This window comes from Pseudomonas sp. SCPG-7 (genome assembly GCF_002156405.1).
Taxonomy (GTDB): domain Bacteria; phylum Pseudomonadota; class Gammaproteobacteria; order Pseudomonadales; family Pseudomonadaceae; genus Aquipseudomonas; species Aquipseudomonas parakoreensis.
Genome location: NZ_MVOO01000003.1, coordinates 374,648 through 399,711, shown reverse-complemented (window position 1 = coordinate 399,711; position 25,064 = coordinate 374,648). Strand labels below are relative to the sequence as shown.

Genomic DNA, 25,064 nt, shown 5'->3' with positions numbered 1-25,064 from the left:
ACCTGATGGAATATCTGAAGACATGAGCGACCAACAACTCGACCCGCAAGCCCTGCAACAGGAAGAAAACTCCCTGATCGCCCTGCGCAAGGAAAAGCTGGCTGCCGAGCGCGCCAAGGGCAACGCCTTCCCGAACGACTTCCGCCGTGAAAACTACTGCGAAGATCTGCAGAAGAAATACGCGGACAAGACCAAGGAAGAGCTGGCCGAGGCTGCAATCCCGGTCAAGGTTGCCGGTCGCATCATGCTCAACCGTGGCTCGTTCATGGTGATCCAGGACATGACCGGTCGCATCCAGGTCTACGTCAACCGTAAAACCCTGTCCGAAGACACCCTGGCCGCCGTCAAGACCTGGGACATGGGCGACATCATTGCCGCCGAAGGCACCCTGGCACGTTCCGGCAAGGGCGACCTGTACGTCGAAATGACCAACGTGCGCCTGCTGACCAAGTCGCTGCGCCCACTGCCGGACAAGCACCACGGCCTGACCGACACCGAACAGCGCTACCGTCAGCGTTACGTTGACCTGATCGTCAACGAAGAAGTGCGCCAGACCTTCCGCGTGCGTTCGCAAGTGATCGCGCACATCCGCAGCTTCCTGATGAAGCGCGACTTCCTCGAAGTCGAAACGCCGATGCTGCAGACCATTCCTGGCGGCGCAGCGGCCAAGCCGTTCGAAACCCACCACAACGCGCTGGACATGGAAATGTTCCTGCGTATCGCGCCTGAGCTGTACCTCAAGCGTCTGGTGGTTGGCGGTTTCGAGAAGGTGTTCGAGATCAACCGCAACTTCCGTAACGAAGGCGTTTCGACCCGTCACAACCCTGAATTCACCATGTTGGAGTTCTACCAGGCTTACGCCGACTACGAAGACAACATGGACCTGACCGAAGAGCTGTTCCGTGAACTGGCACAACTGGTGCTGGGCAGCACCGACGTGCCTTACGGCGACAAGGTGTTCCACTTCGGCGAGCCGTTTGCCCGTCTGTCGGTGTTCGACTCGATCCTCAAGTACAACCCTGAGCTGACTGCCGATGACCTGAACGACATCGACAAGGCGCGCGCCATTGCCAAGAAGGCCGGCGCCAAGGTGCTGGGCTTCGAAGGTCTGGGCAAGCTGCAGGTGATGATTTTCGAAGAACTGGTCGAGCACAAGCTGGAGCAGCCGCACTTCATCACTCAGTACCCGTTCGAAGTGTCGCCGCTGGCTCGTCGTAACGACGAGAACCCGAACGTCACCGACCGTTTCGAGCTGTTCATCGGCGGCCGTGAAATCGCCAACGCCTACTCCGAGTTGAACGACGCGGAAGACCAGGCCGAGCGTTTCATGGCGCAGGTGGCCGACAAGGACGCTGGCGACGACGAAGCCATGCACTACGACGCCGACTTCGTGCGTGCGCTGGAGTACGGCATGCCGCCAACGGCCGGTGAAGGCATCGGCATCGACCGTCTGGTGATGTTGCTGACCAACTCGCCATCGATCCGCGATGTGATCCTGTTCCCGCACATGCGACCGCAAGCGTAAACGTTTCAGTTAAAAAGCCGCCTAAAACAGGCGGCTTTTTATTGCCTGTCTGGTACAAATGTATCAATTGGTTAATTTTGCAATAGCAGAGGAAGTCCAGTCGTGATGGTTGCAATCGCTCAAGAAGGTGCAGCGGGTATCGCCACTGCGGTCGCTGAAAGTGTTCAGTACCAGGGCCGCAAGGCCAGCCGACAGGGCAGTGAGCAGCGTCGACAGGACATTCTCGACGCGGCGATGCGCATTGTCGTACGCGACGGCGTGCGTGCCGTGCGCCACCGGGCCGTGGCGGCCGAGGCCGGTGTGCCACTGTCGGCCACTACCTATTACTTCAAGGACATCGATGACCTGCTCACCGATACCTTCGCCCAATACGTCGAACGCAGCGCGGCCTACATGGCCAAGCTATGGATCAACAACGAAGGCCTGCTGCGCGAGATGGTCGTCAGTGGCGACGGCAGCCCCGAGTCGCGCTCGCAACTGGCCGACGACATCGCGCGGCTGATGGCCGACTATGTGCACCGGCAACTGGTCAACCGTCGCGAGCATCTGATGGCCGAGCAGGCGTTCCGCCAGGAAGCGCTGCTCAACCCGCGCCTGGCGGATCTGGTGCGCTCCCATCAGCAGATTCTGCTGCAGGGCACCTGCCAGTTGTTCCAGGTCCTGGGCTCGCGTGAACCGCAACAGGATGCCAAAGTGTTGACGGCGATTATCGGACGGATGGAATATCAGGGCCTGCTCAACGACGCCGAGCCTTTGGCCGAACAGGACATGCTCGGGATTCTGACGCGGTATATGCATCTGGTCCTGGCCTCGGTGTAAGCCACTGTTGATTTACCCTGTGGGAGCGAGCTTGCTCGCGAAGGCGGACTGACATTCAACATTAATGTTGGCGGTACCACCGCTTTCGCGAGCAAGCTCGCTCCCACAGGGGGAATGTGGCGGTGTTCAGGGCTATGTGTTCATAGGGAGTATTGAATGAAAGCCTGGCGTGGCGTGCTGATCGCCTTGTCGTTCCTGCTGCTCAGTGGCTGTCTGGTGACTTTCAAGGATCCGTTGCCCGCCAGTGAGTCGGCGCCCAAGGGCCTGCTGGGCACGTGGTCGAGCACCAATGCCTGGGGCGAGCCGATGAACCTTGAGTTGACCCGCGTCGGCCATGATCGCTATCAGGCCGTCACCTGGTTCAAGGCCCGGCCTCACGAGCGCGAGGCTTACCCGTTCACGGTGTCGCGCCACGGCAGCCGCTGGTACCTGTCGGCGAAAGTGCCGGCGCGTTACGGTGGCCAATACGCCATCGCCGGTTTCGAACTCACCGACAAACACGAATTGGTGGTGTACAACCTCGACCTCGAACAGATCAATCAGGCGATCAAACAGCAAGCCCTCGACGGCCAGTCGTTCCAGACCGATGACGATGGCGACGGCGTGCAGGTCGACAGCCGTCTCGACAAGGTCTTTGCTTACCTCGACGATCCGGCCAATTCCGATGTCTTCGTCGAGGCCGCACGCTATCAGCGCCAGGCCCGCGCCAAATAATTCAGTTTTCTACAGGAGTTTCGGGTGGACGATTACCAGCAGACGATACGCACGCTGTCCGATCGCATTGTGCTGGCGCAGACGCCGATCCGCGTGCTCGATGCGGTGAAGTGGGACGAGAACATCCGCAAGGGCTTTCTCAAGGCCAAAGGCAAGGAAATGCCGGCGGTGGATCGCGACTACTACCTCAATCGGCCACTGAGTTTCGATTCGAGCAAGGTCAAACTCGAGTTCCAGAACATCGAACGCGACATCACCCGCCAGCTCGGCCAGTTCAACCCGGTCGGGCAGATCATGCGGCGCATGTGCAAGGAATACCGCATGGTGGTGCGCATGCTCGAAGCGCGCGGCACCGAGGATTTCGGCCTGATCTCGCAAGAGCTGTACGGCGCCGCCTCCGATGCGTTTCACGCCGGCGACCCGACCCTGGCCGACCTCGGCCTGATGATGTCCGACTACCTGAACAACATCGATGGCCGTGGCGACCTGAAGGACGAGCCGAAAATCCTCACCGCCAAGGATGCCGTGCACCTGCTGCAAACCCGCTTGAACAAGGTGTTTGGCGAGGCCGAGGAAACCATCCGCGTGTTCGAGTCCGACGGCATCGTTGCCGACGCGGCGGCGGGGGCCGATTACATCAAGATCCGCACTGACGCGCTGTTCAACGACCGCGACGTGCGTGCACTGGAAGTCCATGAAGGTCTGGTGCACGTCGGCACCACGCTTAACGGCCTGAACCAGCCGATCTGCACCTTCCTGTCCAAGGGTCCACCCTCGTCGACGGTGACTCAGGAAGGCCTGGCGATCCTCATGGAAATCATCACCTTCGCCTCCTACCCGAGCCGCCTGCGCAAACTGACCAACCGCACCCGCGCCATTCACATGGTCGAGGAGGGCGCGGACTTTTTGCAGGTGTTCGAGTTCTTCCGCGAACAGGGTTTCGAAATGGCCGAAAGCTACGGCAACGCCAGCCGGGTGTTCCGAGGCTCGACGCCAACCGGTCTGCCATTCACCAAAGACTTGTCCTACCTCAAGGGCTTTATCATGGTTTACAACTACATTCAGTTGGCCGTGCGTAAGGGCAAGCTTGAACAGGTACCGCTGCTGTTCTGCGGCAAGACCACGCTGGAGGACATGCGTACCCTGCGTCAACTGGTCGATGAAGGTCTGGTGGTGCCGCCGAAATACCTGCCGGAACAGTTCCGCGACATGAACGCGCTGTCGGCGTGGATGTGCTTCTCCAACTTCCTCAATCACTTGAGCCTGGACCGGATCGAGGCGGATTACTCCAATATCCTCTGACCACATACAAACCCTGTGGGAGCTGGCTTGCCAGCGATTGCAGTCTGACAGTCAATATTGATGTTGGCTGACCCACCGCTATCGCTGGCAAGTCGAATCGTCGCACCGCAGCTCCCACAGGGTTATTTGTTGACACAATTATTGTTTTCAACCCGAATTCTGCGAGGTTTCACCGGATGAGAATCCTCGGCATCCTTTGCCTGCTCCTGACCCTCGGCGGTTGCAGTTCGCTGTTGTTTTACCCCGAGCCGGGCCAGGTCTTTACCCCGGAAAGAGCCAAGCTCGAATACCGCACCGTCACCCTGACCACGGCCGACGGCCTCAAGCTCAACGCCTGGTGGCTGCCGGCCAAGCCCGGTGTCGAGGTCAAAGGCACAGTCCTGCACCTGCACGGCAACGGCGGCAATCTGCCGATGCACTTGGGTGGCAGTTGGTGGTTGCCGAAAAACGGCTATCAGGTGCTGCTAGTGGATTATCGCGGATATGGCTTGTCCGAGGGCGAGCCGAGTTTGCCGGCGATCTATCAGGACATCGACGCCGCATTCGCCTGGCTGGATCAGGCGCCAGAGGTCAAAGGCAAGCCGCTGATCCTCCTCGGCCAGAGCCTCGGCGGCTCAATGGCCGTGCATTGGCTGGTGCAGCACCCCGAGCGGCAGAAACAGCTGAAAGCCTTCGTGCTCGACGGTGTACCCGCCAGTTACCGCAGCGTCGGTCAGTACGCCCTCAGCACGTCGTGGCTGACCTGGCCGTTCCAGGTGCCGTTGTCGTGGCTGGTGCCGGACGGCGACAGCGCGATCAACTCGATGCCGCAGCTTAACGGCGTGCCGAAACTGATCTTTCACAGCATCGACGACCCACTGGTGCCAATGTCCAACGCCATCCGCCTGTATCAGGCTGCGCCGCCACCGCGCGTGCTGCAGCTGACCCGTGGCGGCCACGTGCAGACCTTCGGCGACCCGGTCTGGCGCCAAGTGATGCTGCGTTATCTGGAAGATCCCGAGCACTTCAACGGCCTGCGCCGCCTCGGCGAGATCCCCAATTATCCGCAACCCCCGAATTCTGAAGACGAGAGTCCGCAATGACTGAAGAACGTAACGCCATCCCGCTGATCATCACCGGTATCTGCAGCATCCTCGGCACCGTTGGTGCCCTGTGGTATTACGGCTACCTGCACTTCGCCAAACCCGAGGATGCGCTGCTGCTCAACGAATTCACCATGCTCAAGACCGTGCCGGGCGAAGACTACAAAGTCTCGCTGGACCCGGCGCCGCAGGTGGCGCAGTGCATCGATGGCGTGCTGGTGCTGTTTGACACCGAGCAGAAAGGCCTGACCGGGGTGCTGATCAATGCGCAGAAAAAAGCCGTGCGTTGCATGGGCCAGGAAACCCCGCAGAAACTCGAGCCTTAAACGCAAAAGATCGCAGCCTTCGGCAGCTCCTACATTGGAACGCGATCCCTGTAGGAGCTGCCGAAGGCTGCGATCTTTTGATCTTAAAAAAAGCCCCGCCTGATCACTCAAGCGGGGCTTTTTCATTAGCGCGTGTTGCTTAGTTCGAGCTGACCGCCGAACGTGGCACCACTGGCTGATTGTCGTTGGAAATGGTCACTTCCACACGACGGTTCATCGCACGACCGGAAACGCTGCCGTTGTCGGCAACCGGGTATTCCTTGCCGTAACCCTGAACCACGATGCGCGAAGGATCTACGCCCATCTTGATCAGAGCGACTTGTACCGAGGTGGCACGACGCTCGGACAGCGACTGGTTGTACGAAGCCGCGCCGGTGCTGTCGGTGTAACCCTCGACGATCACTTTGCGATCAGGGTTTTCCTGAAGGAACTGCGCCAGTTTGTTGATGTTCACCAGACCGCTGGATTTCAGGTCAGCCTTGTTGGTGGCGAACAGCACGTCACCGAAAGTCACCAGCGTACCGCGATCGGTCTGCTTGGCGTTCAGGCTCTGCTGCAGTTGTTTGATCTGCTGATCACGAGCGTCCAGACGCGCTTGGGCACGTTGCGCGGCAGCGTTTTTCAGGTTGTTCTCAGCGGTGCGCAGGGCGATGGTCTGCTTGGCCACTTCCACGCGCTGGTTGGTCAGGTAGGCCAGTTGGTCAACCTTGGCTGCGTCTTGCTTGTCCAGATAAGCCTTGTCGGCCTTGTCCAGGTAATCGCTGGCGTCCTTGGTTTCCAGGGCAGCGACTTTGCTCGCCTGTGGGTTGGCCTGCAGGCCGGCGTAGTTGGTGCGCGCCTGTTCCAGGTTCGGGTTAGGCGGAGTAGAGCAGGCAGCCAGGGCAACGCTTGCGGCCAGAAGAGCGGGGATCATCAGTTGCTTACGCATAATTTGTCGTCCTTTCTATCGATAAAAGTTTCAGCTTTGCGATTCGGGATGCGCGCTTACTGCACGGTGCGCTGACTTTCCTGACGCAGTTCCTGAACACCTTTCTGGGAATCCTTCACAGCCTGTTCGGCCTTGGCAGCCTGAGCCTTGCGTTCTGCTACGCGAGCGTCCCATTCGGCTTGCTCGGCGAGGGTGCGAGCTTGTTCATACTTCTTGTCGTGCATGGCGATTTCGGCTTGCTTGAGCTTGTCCTGCGCCTGCTTCATTTCCACAGCAGCGAACTCGGTACCACCGGCGCTGACCGCACTGTTGACGGCCGATTGAGTCACGGCGTACTGCTCGGTCGGCGGGTTACCGGCGCAACCGGCCAGTACGAAGCTGGTACCGATGGCCAGAGCAGCCAGTTTCAGACCGCGCAGGTGGGAGAACGAGGTTTGGGTCTTCATGGTCTTCAACTCCATTGTTTAACTCCTGATAAAACCGAAAATCCATCCTGGTCGAGGAGCCGCAAGCGTCGTGTAAAAGCGCGTTTTTGAAACGCTCGTTCCAGGCGTGGTTACAGCTTCCGACCGAAGGCGTTTTTCAAAAGTTCAGAAAAGATGGCCTATCGCCAAAATTTTTTTTGACCAAGTCGACAAGGCTCTAAACCGGGAACTTTAGAGGCGGGGAGAGGTACGCGCGGGGTAAAAAGCGTGCGATTTTTGAAGTTCGATACAGTCAATGTGGGAGCGAGCCTGCTCGCGAATGCGGTGAATCAGTCGCTATCAATGTCGGCTGAAATACCGCATTCGCGAGCAAGCTCGCTCCCACAGTTTGATCTATGTTCTGTCAGTGCTTTTGCTTGCCGGCAGCGGCGGACAAATCCTGCAGATGCCGGCGTGAAAGCGCCAGAAACCGCGGCGTCGGACCGACGTCCTCATACAGCGGATCACCTTCTTCATCCGTCGCCACCACCGTCGAACCTTTCACATACGGCAGGCTCGCCTCGAACTCTTCGAGCGCGGCGCCGATCAGTTCGCCGAGCAGTTCTTGCGGATGACGTTTGGGGTACATCTCGGCAATCGCCGCCAGGCGCGCAGCGGCCTCGACGTCCAGATGAATCGTGTAGCCAGTGTCGGTCAGGCGACCCTTGGCGTTTTCTTCCCAATGCTGGGCGAGTTCACGGATTTTCATGATGACCTCATGTCGTACCTGCTCATGGCAGGATCGGGTGAGTGTCCGGCGCGGCCGGCAAGCCGTTGTGCGGCTTACTGTTGAGACTAGCTTCAGGCCGCAAGGTTTAAAGTCCCTTCGTCGTCTGCTTGTAAGAAGCGCCGTAGAGCGGCACTCTCTGGGCAAAGCATTCGTTTCTGAGCCGTCCCGATTACCGCTGGAGAACTGCTGATGACCGATATCGATGCACGCTTGCGCGAGGACGTTCACCTGTTGGGTGAGCTGTTAGGCAATACCATCCGCGACCAGTACGGCGAGGAATTTCTCGACAAGATCGAGCAGATCCGCAAGGGCGCCAAGGCAGATCGCCGTGGCTCGATGGACGCCGAACTCAGCGCCAGCCTCAATCAGCTGAGCGAAGACGAACTGCTGCCGGTGGCGCGGGCGTTCAACCAGTTTCTCAACCTGGCGAACATCGCCGAGCAGTATCAGCTGATTCATCGCCGCGAAGAGTCGCAGCCGGCACCGTTCGAGTCCCGTGTACTGCCGGAACTGCTCGCCCGCCTGCGCAACGAAGGCCACAGCGCCGAATCCCTGGCCCGGCAACTGGCGCGCCTGGAAATCGAACTGGTGCTGACTGCGCACCCGACCGAAGTGGCGCGGCGCACGCTGATCCAGAAGTACGACGCGATCGCCGCGCAATTGGCCGCGCAGGATCACCGCGACCTGACCAGCGCCGAGCGCGAACAGATCCAGAACACCCTGCAACGGTTGATCGCCGAAGCCTGGCACACCGAAGAAATCCGCCGTACCCGGCCGACCCCGGTCGATGAAGCCAAGTGGGGTTTTGCAGTCATCGAACACTCGCTGTGGCAGGCGATTCCCAACCATATGCGCAAGGCCGACAAGGCGCTGTATGAAGCGACGGGCCTGCACTTGCCGCTGGAAGCGGCGCCGATCCGCTTTGCTTCATGGATGGGCGGCGACCGTGACGGCAACCCGAATGTCACGGCAGCGGTGACCCGCGAAGTACTGTTGCTGGCGCGCTGGATGGCTGCCGACCTGTACCTGCGCGATGTCGATCATCTGGCTGCGGAACTGTCGATGCAGCAGGCCAGTGATGCGCTCAAGGCCAAGGCCGGTGACAGCGCCGAACCTTACCGTGCGGTGCTCAAGCAGTTGCGCGAACGCCTGCGTGCCACGCGCAATTGGGCGCATGCCTCGCTCAGCGCCAGCACACCGGCGCCGGCCGACGTGTTGCACAACAACCGCGATCTGCTCGATCCGCTGGAACTGTGTTTCAACTCCCTGCACGAATGCGGCATGGGCGTGATTGCCGACGGGCCGTTGCTCGATTGCCTGCGCCGGGCGGTGACTTTCGGCCTGTTTCTGGTACGCCTCGATGTGCGTCAGGATTCGACGCGGCACTGTTCGGCAATGACCGAAATCACCGATTACCTTGGCCTCGGTCGCTACGAAGACTGGGACGAAGAACAGCGCATCAGCTTCCTCACCCGCGAATTGAGCAATCGTCGCCCGTTGTTGCCGGCGCATTTCAAACCGTCCGCCGACACCGCTGAAGTGCTCGCCACCTGCAAGGAAATCGCCGCCGCACCGGGCGCCTCGCTGGGCTCTTATGTGATCTCGATGGCGGGCGCGGCTTCCGATGTGCTGGCGGTGCAACTGCTGCTGAAAGAGTCCGGCGTGTTGCGGCCGATGCGCGTGGTGCCGCTGTTCGAAACCCTGGCGGACCTCGACAACGCCGGGCCGGTGATGGAGCGTCTGTTGCTGCTGCCGGGCTACCGCGCAAGGCTGCAAGGCCCGCAGGAAGTGATGATCGGTTACTCCGACTCGGCCAAGGATGCGGGCACCACCGCCGCCGCTTGGGCGCAATATCGCGCGCAGGAGCGGCTGGTGGAGATCTGCCGCGAGCAGCAAGTCGAACTGCTGTTGTTCCACGGTCGCGGTGGCACCGTGGGCCGTGGCGGCGGTCCGGCGCACGCGGCGATTCTGTCGCAGCCGCCGGGGTCGGTGGCGGGGCGCTTCCGCACCACCGAGCAGGGCGAAATGATTCGATTCAAATTCGGCCTGCCGGACATCGCCGAGCAGAACCTCAATCTGTATCTGGCCGCGGTGCTCGAAGCGACGCTGTTGCCACCACCGCCGCCAACGTCGGAATGGCGGCACCTGATGGATGAACTGGCCGCCGACGGCGTCGCCGCGTATCGCGCCGTGGTGCGGGAGAATCCGCAGTTCGTCGAGTATTTCCGCCAGTCGACACCGGAGCAGGAGCTGGGACGCTTGCCCCTCGGCAGCCGTCCGGCCAAGCGCCGTGCGGGTGGGATCGAGAGTCTGCGGGCGATCCCGTGGATCTTCGGCTGGACCCAGACCCGCCTGATGCTGCCGGCCTGGCTCGGTTGGGAAAGCGCGTTGAGCAAGGCGCTGGAGCGCGACGAGGGCGAACTGCTCGGGCAGATGCGTGAACAGTGGCCGTTCTTCCGCACCCGTATCGACATGCTGGAAATGGTGCTGGCCAAGGCCGACGCCGACATTGCGCTGTCGTATGATGAGCGTCTGGTCGAGCCGGACTTGCTGCCGTTGGGCGCGCAGTTACGCGACCTATTGTCGCAGGCGTGTGCGGTGGTGCTCGGCTTGACCGGTCAGTCGCAACTGCTGGCACATAGCCCAGAGACGCTGGAATTCATCCGTCTGCGCAACACTTACCTCGACCCGCTTCATCTATTGCAGGCCGAGCTGTTGGCCCGTTCACGGCAGCAGAATGTCGAACAGGGCAGCCCGGTGGAGCAGGCGCTGCTGGTGTCTGTGGCGGGGATTGCCGCCGGTTTGCGCAATACCGGCTAAGGTTTTTGCGGTGGTATCAGGCGCCCGGTGCACAGGCCGGGTGCCGCTTTGTACACAGGCAGAAAGTGCGGGCAGGCGACAGTTAATGATGGGGTTGCGACTTGGGTTACCGCGTCGCAAGGTCGCGGCGGGCGCCGGTTTCTCCGACTTTTGGCGTCTTGTGTGGGCGCAGCCTGCTGTGTATCTTGATCAGCCTTTGGCCGTTTGTGCGGCCACGACCCGTTTTTTTGAGATTGGCCCAAAGAGGCGAATCCCGTTGTTTTCTATATAAAAAATTGAGGAGCACATCGATGCGCGTCATTCTGCTGGGAGCTCCCGGGGCCGGTAAAGGTACTCAGGCTAAGTTCATCACCGAGAAATTCGGCATTCCGCAAATCTCCACCGGCGACATGCTGCGTGCTGCGGTCAAGGCCGGCACTCCGCTGGGCGTTCAAGCCAAGAGCATCATGGATGCCGGCGGCCTGGTGTCGGATGACCTGATCATCGCGCTGGTGCAGGATCGCATCGCTCAACCCGACTGCGTCAATGGCTTCCTGTTCGACGGCTTCCCGCGCACCATTCCGCAAGCCGAAGCCCTGGTGACTGCCGGTGTCGAACTGGACGCCGTGGTTGAAATCGCTGTTGAAGACGAAGAAATCGTTCAGCGTATCGCCGGTCGTCGCGTTCACGAGGCCAGCGGCCGCGTTTACCACATCGTCTACAACCCGCCGAAAGTGGCTGGCAAAGACGACGTTACCGGCGACGATCTGGTGCAGCGCAAGGACGACACCGAAGAAACCGTGCGTCATCGCCTGTCGGTCTACCATTCGCAGACCAAGCCGCTGGTGGATTTCTACCAGAAGCTCTCCGCTGCCAACGGCAAGCCGAAGTACAGCCACATCCCGGGCGTTGGTTCGGTTGAAGCGATCACCGCCAAGGTGCTCGAAGCGCTGAGCTGAAAAAGCTGATCCGCTGCATCATCCACGGCCCGCTTGCGGGCCGTAGTTGTTTATACTGACGCCCTTTTTCTCCCACCTGTTTTGGAAACATCGATGAGCACCTTGCTGGCCCTGGACACCGCGACCGAAGCTTGCTCCGTTGCCTTGCTGCATGACGGCAAGGTCACGAGCCATTACGAGGTGATCCCGCGTCTGCACGCGCAGAAGCTGCTGCCGATGATCCAGCAACTGCTGGCCGACGCCGGCACCACGCTGCAAGCGGTGGACGCCATCGCGTTCGGTCGTGGGCCGGGTGCGTTCACCGGTGTGCGGATCGCCATTGGTGTGGTGCAAGGTCTGGCGTTTGCGCTGGATCGTCCGGTGCTGCCGGTGTCCAACCTCGCCGTCCTGGCGCAACGTGCATATCGCGAACACGGCGTGAGCCAGGTCGCGGCGGCTATCGATGCGCGGATGGATGAAGTGTATTGGGGCTGCTACCGCGAAACGGCTGGCGAGATGCGTCTGGTCGGCGTCGAGGCGGTACTGCCGCCGGAAGTGGCGGCGCTGCCGGGCGATGCCAGCGGTGAGTGGTTCGGTGCGGGCACCGGTTGGGGCTATGGCGAGCGGATCGCGCTCAGCCTGAGCGGCTCGGATGCCGGCATGCTGCCTCACGCCGAAGACCTGCTGACCCTGGCGCGATTTGCCTGGGAACGCGGCGAGTCGATCCCGGCCGACGAGGCGCAACCGGTTTACCTGCGCGATAAAGTCGCTACTCCAAAGGCTCGCTGATCATTCAAAGCGGCGGGGTCTATTGTGGCGAGGGAGCTTGCTCCCGCTCGGCTGCGGAGCAGTCGCAAAACCTGCGACCGCGATTTATCTGATAATCCAGTGGGGGCCGCTTCGCAGCCCAGCGGGGGCAAGCTCCCTCGCCACAAAAGCACTCCCGCAGAATTCAATGCCTTATTCCAAATTCTGCCAATCGTCAGTTTCCAACCCCGCGCTTTAAACCTTTTACGCTTTATGTGTTCTAGTTATCACTCGGCGGTTTGCTAAGTCGGTCAAGTGCCGCTAAATTGCCATCATCGATACCGAGCATGAAATTATGCGTATAGACGGCCTTTCCTCTCAGTCCTACCCCATCAAGCGCAAGCCTCGCAAAGGCAATGTGGTGCTGGATGAGTCCGTCGACGATATCGATGGCGAGCTGGAATTCCCGACTGAAGAGCAACTGGCCGCCCGCGCTGCCAAAGCCTCCGCACAACGCCTGGCCAATCTGCCTGCCCGTCAGCAAGACATGATTTATCACCGCGCCATGAGCAAAAGCGTAGCGATGGCCCTGGCCAGCTACCTGAGCACCGCCGGTTTTGTCGATTGGGATGCGGATGTGCTGGGCCTCGACCTGTACATCTGATGGATCTGCCTTACTACCTCGGTTGTCCGTCCTGGAGTGAAAACGCCTGGCGCGAGTATCTGTATCCCGAAGACGCCAAGACCTCCGACTTCCTCGCTCTCTACTCCCAAGTATTCAATGCCGTCGAAGGCAACACGACCTTCTACGCCAGTCCCTCGCCGGCCACCGTGCAGCGTTGGGCCGAGACCATGCCCGAACATTTTCGCTTCACCGCCAAGTTTCCCGGCGACATCAGCCACAGCGGTGACCTGCGCGATCAGCTGACCGCCGCCGAAACGTTCGTAAATCTTCTCAGCCCGCTCGGCGAACGGGTTTCGCCGCTGTGGCTGCAATTGTCGAAAAGCTTCACCCCGCATCGATTGCCCGAGCTGACGGCGTTCATCGACGCGCTGGACCGGCCACTGGCAGTGGAAGTCCGTCACGAACAATTTTTCGCCAAGGGCGAGAGCGAGCGCCTGCTCAATCGTCTGCTGCTTGAGCGTGGCGTGGAGCGCATCTGCCTCGATCCACGGGCGCTGTTCAGTTGCCTGTCGACCGAGTCTTCGGTGATCCACGCGCAATCGAAAAAGCCTCGGGTGCCGACCCGTCCGGCGGCGTTCACTCAATGTCCGCAGGTGCGCTTCATCGGCCACCCGGAGCTGGAAGCCAACGATCCGTTCCTCGTGCCATGGGTGGCGAAAATCGCCGAGTGGATCGAAGAGGGCCGCACGCCGTACATCTTCCTGCACACCGCCGACAACGTGATGGCGGCGAAGCTGGCGCAACGTTTTCACGCACAATTGATGCAACGTTTGCCTGGCCTGCCGTCCCTGCCTGAGCTATACAGAGAACCCGCCGCCGAGCAACTCGGCTTGCTCTGAAGGCGGATTTTTCCCCTGCCCAGGAGCCTGCCGATGGACGCCCACGCCCTTCAAGAACAAGCCCGCAAAGCCCAGGCCTTCAAGGCCCTGCATGAAGGTGCGGGGATTTTTGTGATTCCCAACCCGTGGGATGCCGGCTCGGCGAAAATGCTCGCCAGTCTGGGCTATCAGGCGTTGGCGACCACCAGTGCCGGTTATGCGTTTTCCCAAGGCAAAGCCGATGGCGCCCTGAGTCTCGATGACACCTTGGCCAATGTCCGGGCAATTGTCGCAGCGACCGATCTGCCGGTGGCGGTGGACCTGGAAAACGGTTTCGCCGATGACCCGGCTGAGTGCGCCATAAGCTTGCTGCGTGCGGCCGAGGCCGGCGCGGTCGGTGGTTCGATCGAGGACGCCACGGGCCGTGCCGATGCGCCGATCTACTGCTTCGAACACGCCGTGGCACGCATCGAAGCCGCCGTCGCTGCGGTGCGCACGCTGCCATTTCCCTTCATCCTGACTGCCCGCGCGGAAAACTATCTGCACGGCAATCCCGATCTCAACGACACCATCCGCCGCCTGCAAGCCTTTGCCGAGGCGGGTGCCGACGTGCTGTATGCGCCGGGTCTGCGCAGCGCCGAAGAGGTGTTGGCGGTGGTGCGCGCGGTGGCGCCAAAACCGGTCAACGTGCTCATGTCCGGCGGTTTGAAACTGACCGTACAGGAGTTGGAAGAAATGGGTGTGCGGCGAATCAGTACCGGCTCGGCATTGGCGCTGGCGGCATTTGGCGAGTTCTTCCGCGCGGCTGAAGAGATCCAGCAGCGCGGGACGTTCGGCTTCACGTCGCAATCGATGCCGTACGCCAAGGCCAATCAGTTTTTCAAAGGCTGAGCATGGGCCGCTGGATCGCGCTGTCGGTACTGTTGATGATTGCTGGCGCCATGGTCAGCGTCTGGCGCGGCTGGGTCGCCGTGCCGGCCGAATGGAATCCGTGGGCGCCGCTGGACGTGAAGGCCGCGCCGAACTGGTTGACCGGTTTCAAGCTGATGCGCCTGCGCGGCAATCCCGAGTTATGCGCACAAGTGCTCAGCAACTCGGGTCTGCGCATCACCGCGCAAGCCGACAGCCCCGACGCCAAGTGCCCGCTGATCGGCGCCGTGCGCGTGCAGGGCGGCGAGGTGGCGCTGAGCAGCAGCTTCCTCGCCAGTTGTCCGTTGGCGGTGGCTTACGCGATGTTTGAACGGCACACCCTGCAACCCGTCGCGCAAGCGCTTTACGGACAGCCTGTGGCGCGGCTCGATCACCTTGGCAGCTTTGCCTGCCGTAATGTCTACAACCGCGAGAGCGGGGCGCTCAGCCGCCATGCCAGTGCCGATGCGCTGGACATCAGCGGTTTTCGTCTGGCGGACGGGCGCAACATCAGTGTGCTCAAAGACTGGCCGAAGCAAAACCAGGACGCGCAGTTTCTGCGCCAGGTGCGCGATGGCGCCTGCGAGGCGTTCAGTGTGGTGTTGAGTCCGGATTACAACGCCGCCCATCGCAATCACTTTCATGTCGATGTCGGGCGCTGGAGCGTGTGTCGCTGAAGTATCAGGCAGCGAGGCGCAGGTTCTGCAGGACGATCGGGCGCGCCCAGCCGTTATCGAAGTCCAAAGCCTTCTGCTGCTCGACGATTTCTTCCGGCGGGAACGGCGGATAAGGTTTTTGCAGCAGGTCGAGATCGAACTCGGCAATCGGCAGGTACAACGGCTTCTTCTGCGGCGCCGGGCCAGGCTCGGGAAGCGGCTGACCATTGTTGATCACGATCGGACGGACCCAACTGCTGTCGAAGTCCTGCTGCTCCTGCTGAGCCTTGAGTTCTTCTGGCGGGAACGGTGGGAACGGCTTGTCCAGCAGATCGGTTTCGAACTCTGCGATCGGCAGGAACAGCGGCTCTGGCGGACGCACTTCGGTCTCGACCACGTCGCACTGACGCTGCTCGACGATGTGCGCGTGCAGCTCGCTGCCCAGGGTCGGTTCTTCCGGGCTGTTCAGGTCAACCGGTGGAAAGGTGCCACAGGCCGGCACCACATCACTCGTCTGTTCGGCCATCGCCTGGGCAAAGAAATCCTGCCACAGGTGACTGACGCCGCCCAATGCTTGAGTGTTATGACGGCTGAAGTCGCCCTTGGGCGAAATGTAGCCAATCGATGTGGGAAGAATGCCTGACATTTTTTTCGGTTGACGCTCAGCTCTGGCAAAATGCGCGTTGATTGGTTTATCGGCCACTTTTTGCCGATCCTTAACTTTTTTGAGCGTGTTTTCATGATTGAGCAACCCGCGGCCTGCCGCATCCATGTCCAGGCCCTCGGCCCGACGTTTGAAGCGCAAGCCGAGCAATGGGCCGAGCGTCTGGGCCTGCCGCTGCAGGTGGCCGCCGGCGAGTTCGCCTTGCAGGTGGGCGAGCAGGGTTTGCAACTGCAGCAGCTCGGCCCGGATGCGCCGGGACCGGTGCGGGTGGACTTTGTCGAGGGGGGCGCGGCGCACCGGCGTCTGTACGGCGGCGGCAGCGGGCAGATGATTGCCAAGGCGGTTGGCATCGCCCAAGGCGTGCGCCCTCGGGTGCTGGACGCCACGGCGGGGTTGGGCAAGGACGCTTTCGTGCTGGCCAGTCTGGGCTGCGAGATGAGCCTGATCGAGCGCCAGCCGCTGATCGGGGCGTTGCTGGAGGATGGTCTGGCACGGGCGGCGGAAGATTTCGACGTGGCGCCAATAGTCGCGCGGATGAAGCTGCTCAAGGGCAACTCCATTGAGGTCATGCGCAATTGGCAAGGCGAGCCGCCGCAGGTGATCTACCTCGACCCGATGTTTCCGCACCGCGAGAAAACCGCGTTGGTGAAGAAAGAGATGCGCCTGTTCCGGCCGCTGGTCGGTGATGATCCGGATGCGCCGGCGTTGCTCGAAGCGGCGCTGGCCCTGGCGACACATCGTGTGGTGGTCAAGCGCCCGCGCAAGGCGCCGTGTATTGATGGGCCGAAGCCGAGCCATGCGCTGGATGGCAAATCCAGTCGGTATGACATCTACCCGAAGAAAGCGCTCAAGGCTTGAGACCGAGTCGCCTTAATCGCTGGCAAGCCAGCTCCCACAAGTTTTTGTGTCGTTCGCACAATTTGTGTTCAGCACGATCCCTGTGGGAGCTGGCTTGCCAGCGATGACGTCAGATCAGGCGCTAAAAAATCAGGGCCGATACGCCCGCATGAACAACCCCACTACCTCCTGCACATGACTCTCTGCCGCCTCTTCGCTCAGCGGCTCACCGCAGCAATACAGCAAACGAAAATTCCCCGCACCCTTGAGCAGGCAAAAGAAGTGCTCGGCGGCATTGCGCGGCAGGTCGATGCTCAGCACGCCGGTCTCGTCGATGCGTTTGAGTAGCCGCTCCATGCCTTGCACCATGCGCTCAGGGCCAGCGTCGAAGAAGATCTGCGACAGCTTCGGATCCTGCGTACCCAGCGCCATCATCAAGCGATGCAAATTCACCGACTCGTCGCTGTTGATCAGCTGATGAAAGCCCCGGGCAATGTTCAGCAACACATTTTTCACGGGGATGCCGGCGGGCAATTCGAAGAACAGCGGCGGTAACTGCTCCTCGCATTTGGCCATCACCGCGGAGGAGAACAGCGTCTCCTTGTCGTTGAAGTGGCTGTAAACCGTCAGTTTCGACACGCCAGCCTCGGCGGCGACCGCGTCCATGCTGGTGTTGGCGTAGCCGTGACTCAGAAACAGGGTTTTCGCCGCATCGAGGATTGCCCGGCGCTTGGCCGGATCCTTCGGACGGCCAGGGCCGTTTGGAGCTGAAAGATTGTTCGACATTCTTCGCTTTTAATACTGGACTGGTGAGTTTGCTATTAATACCATACCGGCCAGTATAAATATTCCAAGCACCATAAGCGAAAGGTCCGTCACCATGTTCCGCTATGCGTTGTCCTTTGCCGTGCCAGTCAGCCTGGCTGTTTTATTGTCCGCATGCGGTCAGGAAGAGGCGACGCCAGTCAGCGTTCGACCGGCCATGGTGGTGCAGCCAGAGCCTTCGGCGCAGGCGATGGAAAGTTATCCGGGTGAGGTTCGCGCCCGTTACGAACCCGATCTGGCGTTCCGCATTGGCGGCAAAGTCAGCCGACGACTGGTCGAGGAAGGTCAGCGCGTGAAGGCTGATCAACCATTGGCCGAACTCGATCCGCAGGACGTGCGCCTGCAACTGGAAGCCACCCGCGCTCAGGTCGCCGCCGCTGAAGCCAATCTGAACCTGGTGCGCGCCGAGCGTGACCGCTACAAAACCTTGATGGAGCGGCAGATGGTCAGCCGTTCCGCCTACGACAACGCGGAAAACCTCTACCGCTCCGGCGAAGCCCGCCTCAAGCAGATCAAAGCCGAATTCAACGTCTCGACCAACCAGGCCAGTTACGCCGTGCTGCGCGCGCCGCAGGACGGTGTGGTGGCCAAGCGTTCGGTGGAAGTCGGGCAGGTGGTCGCCGCCGGGCAAACCGTGTTTACCCTCGCCACCGACGGCGAGCGCGAAGTGTCGATCAGCCTCCCGGAGCAGAGCTTCGGGCGGTTCAAGGTCGGCCAGCCAGTCACCGTTGAACTGTGGACCCAGCAGAACCAGCGCTTCGCCGGGCAGATTCGTGAGCTGTCGCCGGCGGCCGATCCGAAATCCCGTACCTTCGCCGCGCGCATCTCGTTCACCAGCGGCAAGGTCCCGGCTGAACTCGGGCAGAGCGCCCGGGTGTTCGTGCAATCGGCAGACAGTGTGCCGCTGTCAGTACCGCTTTCGGCCCTGACTGCCGAGAACGGTGCGACCTATGTCTGGGTCGTCAGCGCCAACAACACCCTGAAGAAGACCCCGGTGCGCATCGGCCCATTCGGCGAGAAAAGTGTGCCGGTGCTCGAAGGCCTCAACGCCAGCGACTGGGTGGTGGCAGCCGGCGTCCATGTGTTGCTCGATGGTCAGCAGGTGCGTCCCGTGGATCGCTCCAACCGAGTGGTCAATCTGGCGGACAAGGAGTAAGTCCCGATGCGCTTCAACCTTTCCGAATGGGCGCTGCGTAATCGCCAGATCGTCCTGTTCCTGATGCTTTTGCTGGCCATCGTCGGGGCCTTGTCCTACACCAAACTCGGCCAGAGCGAAGACCCACCGTTCACCTTCAAGGCCATGGTTATCCAGACCCGCTGGCCGGGGGCGACCGCGCAGGAAGTCTCGCGGCAGGTCACCGAACGCATCGAAAAGAAATTGATGGAAACCGGCGAGTACGAGCGCATCGTGTCGTTCTCTCGCCCCGGTGAGTCGCAGGTCACCTTCATTGCCCGTGACTCGATGCACTCCAAGGAAATCCCCGACCTCTGGTACCAGGTGCGCAAGAAGGTCAGCGACATTCGCCAGACCTTGCCGCCGGGGATTCAGGGGCCGTTTTTCAACGATGAATTCGGCACCACGTTCGGCAACATTTACGCGCTGACCGGCGACGGTTTCGACTACGCGGTGCTCAAGGATTACGCCGACCGCATCCAGATCCAGCTGCAACGAGTCAAGGATGTCGGCAAGGTCGATCTGCTCGGTTTGCAGGACGAGAAGATCTGGGTCGAACTGTCCAACGTCAAACTCGCCACCCTCGGTTTGCCGCTGGCGGCGGTGCAGCAGGCACTGGAAGAGCAGAACGCGGTGTCCACTGCGGGGTTCTTTGAAACCGGCAGCGAACGTGTGCAGCTGCGGGTTTCGGGGAATTTTCAAACGGTCGAGGAGATCAAGAACTTCCCGATCCGCGTCGGTGACCGGACGTTCCGTATCTCCGATGTCGCCGATGTGCATCGCGGTTTCAACGACCCTCCGGCGCCACGCATGCGCTTCATGGGCGAGGACGCCATTGGCCTCGCTGTTGCGATGAAGGACGGCGGCGACATTCTGGTGCTGGGCAAAGCGCTGGAAGGCGAGTTCTCGCGCCTGCAGAAAAACCTCCCGGCCGGCATGCAACTGCGCAAAGTCTCTGACCAACCGGCGGCGGTGAAGACCGGTGTCGGCGAGTTCGTCCAGGTGCTGGTAGAGGCGCTGGCGATTGTGTTGCTGGTGAGCTTCTTCTCCCTCGGCGTGCGCACCGGCATGGTGGTCGCGCTGACCATTCCGCTGGTGCTGGCGATGACCTTCGCCTGCATGTATTACCTGGGCATCGGTCTGCACAAGATCTCGCTCGGTGCGCTGGTGCTGGCGCTGGGCTTGCTGGTGGACGACGCGATCATCGCCGTGGAAATGATGGCGATCAAAATGGAGCAGGGCTTCGACCGGATCAAGGCCGCAAGCTACGCCTGGACCAGCACCGCGTTCCCGATGCTCACCGGTACGCTGATCACCGCCGCCGGGTTTCTGCCGATTGCCACCGCGCAGTCCGGCACCGGTGAATACACCCGTTCGATCTTCCAGGTGGTGACCATCGCCTTGCTCGCGTCATGGGTGGCGGCGGTTATGTTCGTGCCGTATCTGGGGGAAAAGCTCCTGCCGGATCTGGCGAAGATTCATGCGGCCAAACATGGCACAACTGACGGGCAAGCCGATCCGTACGGCACGCCGTTCTATCAACGGGTGCGGCGTCTGGTGGAGTGGTGCGTGGCGCATCGCAAAACCGTGATCGTGCTGACGGTGGGGCTGTTCATCGCGTCGGTGATGCTGTTCCGTTTCGTCCCCCAGCAGTTCTTCCCGGCCTCCAATCGACTGGAGTTGATGGTCGATCTGAAGCTGGCCGAAGGGGCGTCGCTGGCCAACACCACGGCCGAGGTCAAACGCCTGGAAGCGATGCTCAAGGATCACGCCGGCATCGATAACTATGTGGCGTATGTCGGCACCGGTTCGCCGCGTTTCTACCTGCCGCTGGATCAGCAACTGCCGGCGGCGAGCTTCGCCCAGTTTGTGGTATTGGCGAAAAACATCGAGGAGCGCGAGACCCTGCGCACCTGGTTGATCGAAACCCTCAACGAGCAATTCCCGGCCCTACGCTCGCGGGTCACGCGTCTGGAAAACGGTCCGCCGGTGGGCTACCCGGTGCAGTTCCGCGTCACCGGTGAGCACATCGAGGAAGTCCGTGCGCTGGCGCGCAAAGTGGCGGCCAAGGTGCGCGAGAACCCGCACGTGGTCAACGTGCACCTGGACTGGGAAGAACCGAGCAAAGTGGTGTACCTGAACATCGATCAGGACCGCGCCCGGGCACTCGGTGTGAGCACGGCCAATCTGGCGAAATTCCTCCAGAGCTCGCTGACCGGTTCGAGTGTCAGTCAGTATCGCGAGGACAACGAACTGATCGAGATCCTGTTGCGCGGCACGGTGCATGAGCGTACCGAGTTGTCGTTGCTGCCGAGTCTGGCGGTACCGACCGATAACGGTCGCAGTGTGGCGTTGTCGCAGATTGCCACGCTGGAATACGGGTTTGAGGAGGGGATCATCTGGCACCGTAATCGTCTGCCCACCGTGACGGTGCGTGCCGACATCTATGGCAAGGAGCAGCCGGCGACGCTGGTGAAGCAGATCGCTCCGACGCTGGATCCGATTCGTGCTGAATTGCCTGACGGGTATCTGTTGGATGTCGGCGGGACGGTGGAGGATTCGGAGCGTGGGCAGAAGTCGGTGAATGCCGGGGTGCCGATGTTTATCGTGGTGGTGCTGACGTTGCTGATGGTGCAATTGCGTAGCTTCTCGCGCACGGCGATGGTGTTTCTGACGGCGCCGTTGGGGTTGATCGGGGTGGTGTTGTTTCTGATGGTGTTCCGTCAGCCGTTCGGGTTTGTGGCGATGCTGGGGACGATCGCGCTGTCGGGGATGATCATGCGCAACTCGGTGATTCTGGTGGATCAGATCGAGCAGGATATTGCTTCTGGTCTCAAGCCTTGGCAGGCGATTATCGAGGCGACGGTGCGGCGGTTTCGGCCTATCGTCTTGACGGCTTTGGCGGCGGTGCTGGCGATGATTCCGTTGTCGCGCAGTGTGTTTTTCGGGCCGATGGCGGTGGCGATCATGGGGGGGTTGATTGTGGCTACGGCTTTGACGCTTTTGTTTTTGCCTGCTTTGTATGCGGCCTGGTTCAGGGTTCGTCGCGACGCTTGATGGTTTTGGACTTGGCGGCCTTTGGGCCGACCAGGTTCTGGGGGTTCTTTGTGAATATCCGTCTCTTCGGGGGTTGCGGCTGGCGGTTTCGCCCTTACGGCGAGTCACTTTGGCAAACGCCCCAAAGTAACCAAAGGTCTTGGCCCCGGCGTACGGCCCTCGCCTAGGCTCGGGTTCCTTCGTTGCGGGGTTCATCCGGGGGCATCGCCTCCGGTTTGCTTCGCTGCACCTCCTCTCGATGTGTTTGGCTACGCCAAACGGTCGCTGCGCTCCCACCCCCGGATAAACCCCTCCACTCAGCCTGCCGATGGGGCCGGCACGGCCAGATCAAGAGCTGCAGCCGAGCTAACGCTCATCCTGTTGAGTGGTGAAAAGCATGCGGTCTGACTGGATTGCTTTGCTTTTCTGTGGGAGCCAGCCTGCTGGCGAAGGCGGCCTATGGGCCGACCAATTTCCAACAGACCGCACCCATTCCCACTGTGGGAGCTGGCTTGCCAGCGATGGCGGCCTGACAGCCGATCAATCTCCAACTGCCTGCACCCAATCCAAATGTGGGAGCGAGCCTGCTCGCGAAGACGACCTGACAGCCGACCAATCTCCCACTGAATACACCCAATCCACCTGTGGGAGCTGGCTTGCCAGCGAAGACGGCCTATGAGCCGACCAATCTCCAACTGCCTGCACCCAATCCAACTGTGAGAGCTGGCTTGCCAGCGATGGCGGCCTGACAGCCGATCAATCTCCAACTGCCTGCACCCAATCCAAATGTGGGAGCGAGCTTGCTCGCGAAGAGGTCCGCCCTGCTACCCAACATCTTTGGTCTTTTTAAAGATGTTCCAGATAACCAGAACCTTCCCATAAGGTTTTCAGGTTGCCCGTCGCAGGCGCGATCCCTAGCCTGAGTCTGTCGCTGCCAGTTCAGCGACCGGGTCTGCAAGCGCGCTCATCATCTGCAAGTGATGGTGGTTACTCCACTCGAACAGTCAGGCGTTCCACTCTGTTCAACCCCCCCCGAATCCGAACCAGAATGTCCAAGCGACCCTGCACCTTACGCCTTCCTCGACTCGCGCAAGCTCCACGACGCCCTCGGTAAACCGCCTCCTCGATCAAGTCGATCCGCAAGGCTGACTCGCAATAAAAAGCCCGCTGACCTTCACCGGTTCAGCGGGCTTTTTCGTGCAGCGACAAAAATTACAAGGTGCCGAACACTTTCTTCGCCAGACCGGTCGCTGCAGCCGCCGGATTCTTGCGGATGGTTTCTTCCTGTTTGCCGATCATTTCGAACAGGCCATTGAGCGCTTGTTCGGTGACGTAGTTTTCGACGTTGGCGCTTTTCGCATCCACCACACCCAAGGTCGCGGCCTGGCCGGCGAAGGCGTTGTACTTTTGCGCTACGCCGACTTTGTCGGTGGCTTGTTTGACGATGGGCAGGAATTTGGCGCGGATCTGTTCGCGGCTGGTTTTGTCCAGGTATTGGGTGGCCGAGTCGGTGCCGCCGCTGAGGATGCCTTTGGCGTCGGCCACGGTCATTTTCTTCACGGCGTCGACGAGGATCGGCTGGGCCTGGGTCACGGCGCTTTCGGCGGCTTTGTTCATGGCGGTTTCGAGTTCGTCGACCTGGGCGCCCATGCCGAAGGCTTTCATCTTGCCGGCGACTTTGCCGAGTTTGCCCGGCAGTTCGATTTTCACTTCCGGGTTGTTGCTGAAGCCGCCCGGGGTGCCGAGTTGTTTGACGGCGATTTGTGCGCCTTGGGTCAGGGCGTCCTTGAGGCCGCCGGTGGCGTCTTGTTGCGAGAGGTCGCTGAGCGACAGTGCCAGGGCGCTGGCAGAGATCATCAGGCCCGCGCACAGGCCGGCGAAGCGAAGGGTAGGGCGGAGCATGGCAGCTTCCTTGAAAGACAGTTAGCGAATGGCGTCGACGCGGATTTTCAGCGGCTGCGGATCGTTGCCGTTCAGTTGCACGGCGTGGTTCTCGGTGGAGATGAACATCAGCTCGCCGTTGACTTCGATGCGCGCGCTGACCGAGTAGCGGTGGCCGGGTTTGACCTGGGCCGGATCGTAACTCAAGTGGAACGGCAGCGGCACCTGGCCTTTGACCGGGCCTTTCTGCTCGTCGAGGACCACCGCCGGGGCGTCGGCCAGCGATACGTCCTGCAGGCTCACGCTCAACGTCGCGCTCGGTGGCAGGGCGATGCGTTGCAGGTAGAACACTTCACCGTCGAGGCCGACTTTGCCGGCGGGGGTGGTCGACTGGCAGGCGCTCAACAGGGTGGCTGCGGCGAGAAGGGTGAGTTTTTTCATCGGGACCTCTGAGGCAGGTGCGCCGGAAGAATCCCGGCGCCGATGGAAATCTAGCGGATTTTGCTTTCAGCGTCAGTGAACAAACGTAAGGGTTTTTCCATCCACTGCGCCAGTGTCTGCATGAACCACCCGCGTTGTTCGCGTGGCGGCGGGCACAGTTCTATTCGACCGGGACTGACCGGAATACGCTGGTGGTAGCGATTTTCGATGCCGCTGAGTGCATAACGTTTGCCGGGAGTAACGCTGGCCGGGTCGTATCGCAGATAGAACGAAGTCGCGGTCTGTTCGTCATGGCTGACGCGCACCAGTTCAACTTCAGGGCTGTCGGCTTCATGCAGGCTGATAGTGACCGCTTCTTCGGTCGGGAAACTTTCCGGCTCTTGAACTTCAACATACAACAGCCCGATCGGGCTCAAGTGCACAGTCTGGCGATGAGGCAGCGTGTTGACGATAACAAAGTGTTCCTGATCAAGCAGCAGGGGTTGGCGGTTGTGGAACATCCGCACGGTAATCCGGTACTTCACGCCGATATTGGTATGGGAATGGGCAAACTCGAACTTCCAGTCGCCTTCGAACAGTCTCGCGAAGCGCTGTTCCCTGGCGGGCGTCGCCAACTTCGGATTAACCACCTCGATACTGACAATGGTTTCATGTTCACCGTCGAAGGGGATTTGAAAGGCTGCAGGCAAGCTGAAGTTTAAAGTCACTGCCGAAGCGGGATCTTGTAACAGGCTCATCTCGATATCCTTATCGTGATTGTTTTA

Annotated in this window: 24 protein-coding genes; 16 read left to right on the top strand and 8 right to left on the bottom strand. The window is 60.8% G+C overall.

Annotated elements, in window-relative coordinates:
• The first annotated feature begins 22 nt into the window (after nucleotides 1-22).
• The 6 genes from lysS (at nucleotide 23) to B1722_RS08755 (ending at nucleotide 5,768) form a co-directional block, all read left to right on the top strand.
• Entirely contained in the window at nucleotides 23-1,525 is a 1,503-nt protein-coding gene (gene lysS, locus B1722_RS08780) for a lysine--tRNA ligase (RefSeq protein ID WP_041063265.1), read from the top strand.
• Between the two features lie 105 nt (nucleotides 1,526-1,630).
• A complete protein-coding gene (locus tag B1722_RS08775; RefSeq protein ID WP_007964212.1) occupies nucleotides 1,631-2,344 on the top strand; it encodes a TetR/AcrR family transcriptional regulator in 714 nt (237 codons plus the stop codon).
• A gap of 156 nt (nucleotides 2,345-2,500) precedes the next feature.
• On the top strand, nucleotides 2,501-3,058 hold the full coding sequence (locus tag B1722_RS08770) for a hypothetical protein (RefSeq protein ID WP_041063270.1): 558 nt from the start codon (nucleotides 2,501-2,503) through the stop codon (nucleotides 3,056-3,058).
• Between the two features lie 24 nt (nucleotides 3,059-3,082).
• A complete protein-coding gene (locus tag B1722_RS08765) occupies nucleotides 3,083-4,360 on the top strand; it encodes a flavohemoglobin expression-modulating QEGLA motif protein (protein WP_003222055.1) in 1,278 nt (425 codons plus the stop codon).
• 176 nt (nucleotides 4,361-4,536) lie between these two features.
• Nucleotides 4,537-5,442 (top strand): alpha/beta hydrolase, encoded by a 906-nt coding sequence (locus B1722_RS08760; RefSeq protein ID WP_041063273.1) that lies wholly within the window; start codon nucleotides 4,537-4,539, stop codon nucleotides 5,440-5,442.
• Nucleotides 5,439-5,768 (top strand): hypothetical protein, encoded by a 330-nt coding sequence (locus B1722_RS08755; RefSeq protein ID WP_007964217.1) that lies wholly within the window; start codon nucleotides 5,439-5,441, stop codon nucleotides 5,766-5,768. Before B1722_RS08760 ends, B1722_RS08755 begins: the two co-directional genes overlap by 4 nt.
• Nucleotides 5,769-5,907: 139 nt before the next feature.
• Here the strand turns inward: B1722_RS08755 and B1722_RS08750 are convergent, their stop codons facing one another.
• The 3 genes from B1722_RS08750 to B1722_RS08740 form a co-directional block, all read right to left on the bottom strand.
• Nucleotides 5,908-6,696 (bottom strand): OmpA family protein, encoded by a 789-nt coding sequence (locus B1722_RS08750; protein ID WP_041063276.1) that lies wholly within the window; start codon nucleotides 6,694-6,696, stop codon nucleotides 5,908-5,910.
• Nucleotides 6,697-6,752: 56 nt separating this feature from the next.
• Nucleotides 6,753-7,157: a DUF4398 domain-containing protein gene (locus B1722_RS08745; protein ID WP_007964219.1), complete on the bottom strand. Its 405-nt coding sequence runs from the start codon at nucleotides 7,155-7,157 to the stop codon at nucleotides 6,753-6,755.
• Between the two features lie 367 nt (nucleotides 7,158-7,524).
• Nucleotides 7,525-7,869, bottom strand: coding sequence for a pilin assembly protein (locus tag B1722_RS08740; RefSeq protein WP_086792187.1), 345 nt, complete (start codon nucleotides 7,867-7,869; stop codon nucleotides 7,525-7,527).
• Nucleotides 7,870-8,079: 210 nt separating this feature from the next.
• On the opposite strand from B1722_RS08740, the gene ppc reads away from it, so the two are divergent.
• From ppc to B1722_RS08705, 7 genes are all read left to right on the top strand, one after another.
• Nucleotides 8,080-10,710 carry a phosphoenolpyruvate carboxylase gene (gene ppc, locus B1722_RS08735; RefSeq protein WP_086792186.1) on the top strand — a complete coding sequence of 877 codons (2,631 nt, stop codon included), beginning with the start codon at nucleotides 8,080-8,082 and terminating at the stop codon, nucleotides 10,708-10,710.
• A 290-nt stretch (nucleotides 10,711-11,000) separates the two neighbouring features.
• A complete protein-coding gene (gene adk / locus B1722_RS08730; protein ID WP_025112233.1) occupies nucleotides 11,001-11,648 on the top strand; it encodes an adenylate kinase in 648 nt (215 codons plus the stop codon).
• Nucleotides 11,649-11,741: 93 nt separating this feature from the next.
• Complete coding sequence (tsaB, locus tag B1722_RS08725) at nucleotides 11,742-12,416, top strand: tRNA (adenosine(37)-N6)-threonylcarbamoyltransferase complex dimerization subunit type 1 TsaB (protein ID WP_086792185.1); 675 nt, start codon at nucleotides 11,742-11,744, stop codon at nucleotides 12,414-12,416.
• A 313-nt stretch (nucleotides 12,417-12,729) separates the two neighbouring features.
• The gene (locus tag B1722_RS08720; protein WP_086792184.1) at nucleotides 12,730-13,038 is read left to right on the top strand and encodes a hypothetical protein; all 309 of its coding nucleotides are present in this window, start codon (nucleotides 12,730-12,732) and stop codon (nucleotides 13,036-13,038) included.
• Nucleotides 13,038-13,898, top strand: coding sequence for a DUF72 domain-containing protein (locus B1722_RS08715; RefSeq protein ID WP_041063287.1), 861 nt, complete (start codon nucleotides 13,038-13,040; stop codon nucleotides 13,896-13,898). Before B1722_RS08720 ends, B1722_RS08715 begins: the two co-directional genes overlap by 1 nt.
• A gap of 33 nt (nucleotides 13,899-13,931) precedes the next feature.
• On the top strand, nucleotides 13,932-14,768 hold the full coding sequence (locus B1722_RS08710; RefSeq protein ID WP_086792183.1) for an oxaloacetate decarboxylase: 837 nt from the start codon (nucleotides 13,932-13,934) through the stop codon (nucleotides 14,766-14,768).
• A 2-nt stretch (nucleotides 14,769-14,770) separates the two neighbouring features.
• A complete protein-coding gene (locus B1722_RS08705; protein WP_041063291.1) occupies nucleotides 14,771-15,463 on the top strand; it encodes an extensin family protein in 693 nt (230 codons plus the stop codon).
• A 4-nt stretch (nucleotides 15,464-15,467) separates the two neighbouring features.
• Here the strand turns inward: B1722_RS08705 and B1722_RS08700 are convergent, their stop codons facing one another.
• Nucleotides 15,468-16,088 (bottom strand): energy transducer TonB, encoded by a 621-nt coding sequence (locus B1722_RS08700; protein ID WP_086792244.1) that lies wholly within the window; start codon nucleotides 16,086-16,088, stop codon nucleotides 15,468-15,470.
• 93 nt (nucleotides 16,089-16,181) lie between these two features.
• Between B1722_RS08700 and B1722_RS08695 the strand changes: the two genes are divergently transcribed.
• Complete coding sequence (locus tag B1722_RS08695; RefSeq protein ID WP_086792182.1) at nucleotides 16,182-16,964, top strand: class I SAM-dependent methyltransferase; 783 nt, start codon at nucleotides 16,182-16,184, stop codon at nucleotides 16,962-16,964.
• A gap of 129 nt (nucleotides 16,965-17,093) precedes the next feature.
• Here the strand turns inward: B1722_RS08695 and B1722_RS08690 are convergent, their stop codons facing one another.
• Entirely contained in the window at nucleotides 17,094-17,729 is a 636-nt protein-coding gene (locus B1722_RS08690) for a TetR/AcrR family transcriptional regulator (protein WP_086792181.1), read from the bottom strand.
• A gap of 94 nt (nucleotides 17,730-17,823) precedes the next feature.
• Between B1722_RS08690 and B1722_RS08685 the strand changes: the two genes are divergently transcribed.
• Together B1722_RS08685 and B1722_RS08680 are read left to right on the top strand one after the other, a co-directional pair.
• Nucleotides 17,824-18,924 (top strand): efflux RND transporter periplasmic adaptor subunit, encoded by a 1,101-nt coding sequence (locus B1722_RS08685; RefSeq protein WP_041063297.1) that lies wholly within the window; start codon nucleotides 17,824-17,826, stop codon nucleotides 18,922-18,924.
• 6 nt (nucleotides 18,925-18,930) lie between these two features.
• Entirely contained in the window at nucleotides 18,931-21,999 is a 3,069-nt protein-coding gene (locus tag B1722_RS08680; RefSeq protein WP_086792180.1) for an efflux RND transporter permease subunit, read from the top strand.
• 1,191 nt (nucleotides 22,000-23,190) lie between these two features.
• Here the strand turns inward: B1722_RS08680 and B1722_RS08675 are convergent.
• Genes B1722_RS08675 through B1722_RS08665 form a run of 3 tightly spaced genes read right to left on the bottom strand, consistent with a single transcriptional unit; the run spans nucleotide 23,191 to nucleotide 25,037 of the window.
• Nucleotides 23,191-23,880 (bottom strand): DUF4197 domain-containing protein, encoded by a 690-nt coding sequence (locus B1722_RS08675; RefSeq protein WP_086792179.1) that lies wholly within the window; start codon nucleotides 23,878-23,880, stop codon nucleotides 23,191-23,193.
• Nucleotides 23,881-23,901: 21 nt separating this feature from the next.
• Complete coding sequence (locus B1722_RS08670) at nucleotides 23,902-24,300, bottom strand: YbaY family lipoprotein (RefSeq protein WP_086792177.1); 399 nt, start codon at nucleotides 24,298-24,300, stop codon at nucleotides 23,902-23,904.
• A gap of 50 nt (nucleotides 24,301-24,350) precedes the next feature.
• Nucleotides 24,351-25,037 carry a hypothetical protein gene (locus B1722_RS08665; protein ID WP_041072373.1) on the bottom strand — a complete coding sequence of 229 codons (687 nt, stop codon included), beginning with the start codon at nucleotides 25,035-25,037 and terminating at the stop codon, nucleotides 24,351-24,353.
• Between the last annotated feature and the right edge of the window lie 27 nt (nucleotides 25,038-25,064).